We start from the raw sequence: 4,868 nt of genomic DNA, 5'->3' as shown, positions 1-4,868 counted from the left end.
GCGCCAAGCCATGGGCAAAATTCCCCTCAAACGCATGCGAAAGCGAGCCAGCTGGAACCCACAGACCCTGCTCGATATTCTCAAACCGTCACGCCGTTAACTTGGATTCGGAGCCCTGGACAGTTTCCAGCATGAAACATGCCGCGACGGTTGGCAAGAAAATGCGCTACTCCGTCCAGCGGATGAACCTGAGGCTCCGGATCAGGCCATCGCGCACCTCGTAGATCGCCATGATGTGCAGGGGGCCCGTGGGCAGGCCGTGGACCGTCTCCTTGTCGATGGCGTGGGTGGGGCCCTCAAGGCGCTGGTGGACGGTGCAGCTGAGCCGCGGATTGTCGGCGAAGCGCCTGGTGTAGACGCTGCGGATTTCGGCGAGGCCGTTGCAGATCATCTGGCCGGTGACGAGGTCCGAGACCGTCGCGTCTTCGGCGAAGAGCGCGCAATAGCCATCAATGTCATGCGCGTTGTAGACCTCAAGCTGGCGGTTGACGACGTCTCTTGGCGATGGGTGCGGCATGGGAGAGGAACTCATGGGGAAGCTTCAGCCCAGCGCGGCCTTCACCGCGGCGAGCGCCTCGTGGGCCCTGGCGCCGTCGGGGCCGCCGGCCTGGGCCATGTCCGGCCTTCCGCCGCCGCCCTTGCCGCCCAGCGCCGCGGCACCGGCGCGCACCAGGTCAATGGCGCTGAAACGGGAGGTCAGGTCATCGGTGACGCCGACCACGAGGCCGGCGCGGCCTTCCTCATTGACGCTGACGAGAGCCACCACGCCCGAACCGAGCCTGGCCTTGCCCTCGTCGACGAGGCCTTTCATGTCATTGGGCGAGACGCCACTCACCGCGCGGGCCATCAGCCTGACGCCGTTGACCTCCGAAATGCCCTCCCCGCCGCCGTCTTTGCCGCCGCCCAAGCCGCCACCCATGCCGCCGCCCATGGCGAGCTGCTTCCTGGCCTCCGCCAGTTCGCGCTCCAGCTTGCGGCGCTCGTCGAGCAGCGTTTCGATGCGGCTGACGATTTCGGCGGCGGGGGCCTTCAGCGCGGCGGCCGCAGCCTGCACGCGGCGGTCCTGCGCCTCAAGATAGGCACGCGCCGCGGGGCCGGCCAGCGCCTCGATGCGGCGCACGCCCGCAGCCGAGGCGCTCTCGCCCACCACCTTGATCAGGCCGATGTCGCCGGTGCGGCCCACATGCGTGCCGCCGCAAAGCTCCAGCGAATAGATGGGGCGGCCCGCGCCATGCGCGTTGCGGCCCATGGAGACAACACGCACCTCATCGCCATATTTCTCGCCGAAGAGCGCCATGGCGCCCTCGGCGATGGCCGCGTCCACCGTCATCAGGCGGGTCGTCACCCGGTCATTCTGCAGCACGATGTCGTTGGCGATCCGCTCGACCTCTGCAATCTCGTCCGGGCTCATCGCCTTGTTGTGCGAAATGTCGAAGCGGAGCCGGCCTGGCTCCACCAGCGAGCCCTTCTGCGCCACGTGGCCGCCGAGCGTGAGGCGCAGCGCCTCATGCAGCAGGTGGGTCGCCGAATGGTGAATGCGGTTGCCGGAGCGCCGCGCGTGATCGACGGCAAGCTCCACCGCGTTGCCCGGCTTCATGGAGCCCCGCACCAGCTCGCCGATGTGGACCACCACATCGCCCACGCGCTTCTGCGTGTCGGTGACGAGGAAGGAGGCGCCATCGACCGCGCGGATCGCGCCCCTGTCGCCGGTCTGGCCGCCGGACTCGCCGTAGAAGGGCGTCTGGTTGACCACGATCGCGGCCTTCTGGCCCGCGGCGAGGCTCTGCACGTCCTTGCCGTCCACCACGATGGCGCGGATGATGCCTTCCGCCTTCTCGGTGTCGTAGCCGAGGAACTCGGTCGCGCCGAAGCGCTCCCTGATCTCGAACCAGATGGTCTCGGTCCCGGCGTCGCCCGAGCCTTTCCAGGCGCGGCGCGCCTCCTCGCGCTGGGCCTCCATCGCGGCCTCGAAGGCGGCGGTGTCAACCGCAATGCCGCGCGGCTTCAGGGCATCCTGCGTCAGGTCAAGCGGGAAGCCATAGGTGTCATGGAGCCTGAAGGCCGTCCCGCCCGGGAAGGTGTCGCCTTGCCTGAGGCCTGCCGCGTCTTCCTCGAGCAGGCGCAGGCCGCGCTCCAGCGTCTTCCTGAAGCGGTTCTCCTCGAGATAGAGCGTCTCGGCGATCAGCGCCTCGGCACGGACGAGTTCGTTGTAGGCCGCCCCCATCTCGCGCACCAGGGCCGGCACGAGGCGGTGCATCAGCGGTTCCCTTGCGCCGAGCAGCTCGGCATGGCGCATGGCGCGGCGCATGATGCGGCGGAGCACATAGCCGCGGCCCTCGTTCGACGGCAGCACGCCATCGGCGATGAGGAAGGACGAGGCGCGCAGGTGATCGGCGATGACGCGGCTCGAGGCCCTGGCACCGCCCTCCGCCGGAACGCCCGTCTTCTCGACAATGGCCTGGATCAGCGCGCGGAACAGATCGGTCTCGTAATTGTCATGCGTGCCCTGCAGCACGGCGGCAATGCGCTCCAGCCCCATGCCGGTGTCAATCGACGGCCTGGGCAGGCTGATGCGCTCGTCCTTCGACACCTGCTCGTATTGCATGAACACGAGGTTCCAGATTTCGATGAAACGGTCGCCGTCGGCCTCGGCCGAACCCGGAGGCCCGCCCCGGACCTTCTCGCCATGGTCGTAGAAGATTTCCGAGCAGGGCCCGCAGGGGCCCGTATCGCCCATCGACCAGAAATTGTCCGACGTCGGGATGCGGATGATGCGGCTCTCGGGGAGGCCCGCAATCTTCTTCCACAGCGCATGGGCCTCGTCGTCCTCCGAGAAGACGGTGACGGTGAGCTTGTCTTTCGCCAGGCCCAGCTCGCCCGTCACCAGCGTCCAGGCCCATTCGATGGCATCCGGCTTGAAATAGTCGCCGAAGGAGAAATTGCCCAGCATCTCGAAGAAGGTGTGGTGGCGCGCGGTGTAGCCCACATTGTCAAGGTCGTTGTGCTTGCCGCCGGCGCGCACGCATTTCTGCGCGGTGGTGGCGCGCGTGTAGGGGCGCTTCTCCATGCCGGTGAACACGTTCTTGAACTGCACCATGCCGGAGTTGGCGAACATCAGGGTGGGGTCGTTGCGCGGGACGAGCGGCGAGGATGCGACAATCTCATGCCCCTGACGCCTGAAGAAATCGAGGAAGGTCGAACGGATCTGTGCAAGCCCTGTCATGTGACGCCCGGCGAATAAAAGGTGGAGTGTGGCGCGGTCATAATGGGGGCAAGCCGCCCTGTCCACCCATCTTGCCCGTCTGAGTCCCGGCCCCACGATTCATTTCCCCCTCTCCCCGCCCCGTGTACAGACCGGGGGGAGAGGAATGAGGCGGGGCCGTGCAAAAACGATAGGCACCCTCCGTGGGGCAACGGAGGGTGCGGGCTCAGGCGGTGTGGGGCAAACACCGCGTGCAGCCGGACGCCTCCTCGAATTGGCGTCCGGATCTCCTGAATGAAAAACGCAAGGGACGATCAGTCGTCCGAGGCGGCGTCATCCTTCCCGGCGCCGTTGCCGAGCGCGGCGGCGACGATGCCGGCATTGCCGCGGATGGTGGCCTCGATTGCATTGGCCATGTCCGGGTTCTGGCGCAGGAAGGCCTTGGCGTTCTCGCGCCCCTGCCCGATGCGCTCGCCATTATACGAGAACCAGGAACCGGACTTTTCCACCACGCCGGCCGTGACGCCGAGGTCGATCAGCTCGCCGACCTTGGAGATGCCCTCGCCATACATGATGTCGAACTCGACCTGCTTGAAGGGGGGAGCCACCTTGTTCTTGACCACTTTCACGCGCGTCTGGTTGCCCACCACCTCGTCACGGTCCTTGATGGCGCCGATGCGGCGGATGTCGAGGCGCACGGAGGCATAGAACTTCAGCGCATTGCCGCCGGTCGTGGTTTCGGGCGAGCCGAACATGACACCGATCTTCATGCGGATCTGGTTGATGAAGATGACCATGCAGTTGGTCTTGGAGATGGAGCCCGTGAGCTTCCGGAGCGCCTGGCTCATCAGGCGGGCCTGGAGACCCGGCAGCTGGTCGCCCATCTCGCCCTCAAGTTCGGCGCGCGGTGTCAGCGCGGCGACCGAGTCGATCACCAGCACCTCGACCGCGCCGGAGCGCACCAGCGTATCGGCGATCTCCAGCGCCTGTTCGCCGGTGTCAGGCTGGGAGATGAGAAGGTCATCGACCTTGACGCCGAGCTTGCGGGCATAGACGGGGTCCAGGGCATGTTCGGCGTCCACGAAGGCGCAGATGCCGCCGCGCTTCTGGGCCTCCGCGATGGTCTGCAGCGCCAGCGTGGTCTTGCCGGAGGATTCCGGCCCATAGATTTCAATGACGCGGCCCCTGGGCAGGCCGCCGATGCCGAGCGCGATATCGAGGCCCAGCGAGCCCGTCGAGACCGCCTCGATCTCCAGCGCGGTGGAGGCGCCGAGCTTCATGATGGAGCCCTTGCCGAAGGCGCGCTCGATCTGGCTCAGCGCGGCATCCAGTGCCTTGTTCTTGTCCATGGAATTCTCGACAACCCGCAGATTCGAAGACTGTGCCATTTGGTTTACTCCTTGCTGTTCAAAGGGTCCACCGGAGGCTTTGCCAGCGCCGCCGCGTCACCGTTGTTCGAACTATGTTCTATTTTTGTTCATCGTGCAAGAGAAAAATGGAACACCTCTAAGAGATTGATTTCGTGATTAGTACTACAGTTGCGTCTGCGATAGATTTGTGATTCCTGCCGCTTTTGGCGGGAGGACGACAATGGTCGCGGAGTGGTCGGGCGCGTTGCTGGAGTGGGAGGCGGAGCTTGCCTCGCTCAAGGCGAGAATTGGCGAGG

The 4,868-nt window shown here is 65.8% G+C and carries 3 protein-coding genes; all 3 read right to left on the bottom strand.

Features of this window, described 5'->3' with window-relative positions; all coding sequences use genetic code 11:
* Positions 1 to 166: 166 nt before the first annotated feature.
* On the bottom strand, positions 167 to 532 hold the full coding sequence (locus tag IOC69_RS12265; protein ID WP_290543848.1) for a nuclear transport factor 2 family protein: 366 nt from the start codon (positions 530 to 532) through the stop codon (positions 167 to 169).
* 9 nt (positions 533 to 541) lie between these two features.
* Positions 542 to 3,223 carry an alanine--tRNA ligase gene (alaS, locus tag IOC69_RS12260; RefSeq protein WP_290543847.1) on the bottom strand — a complete coding sequence of 894 codons (2,682 nt, stop codon included), beginning with the start codon at positions 3,221 to 3,223 and terminating at the stop codon, positions 542 to 544.
* A gap of 293 nt (positions 3,224 to 3,516) precedes the next feature.
* Positions 3,517 to 4,590, bottom strand: a complete 1,074-nt coding sequence (recA, locus tag IOC69_RS12255; RefSeq protein ID WP_290543846.1) for a recombinase RecA — start codon at positions 4,588 to 4,590, stop codon at positions 3,517 to 3,519.
* Between the last annotated feature and the right edge of the window lie 278 nt (positions 4,591 to 4,868).

Origin of the sequence: Aestuariivirga sp. (genome assembly GCF_020252405.1) — a bacterium.
Taxonomy (GTDB): Bacteria; Pseudomonadota; Alphaproteobacteria; order Rhizobiales; family Aestuariivirgaceae; genus Aestuariivirga.
This window is presented reverse-complemented; position numbering and strand designations above follow the sequence as displayed.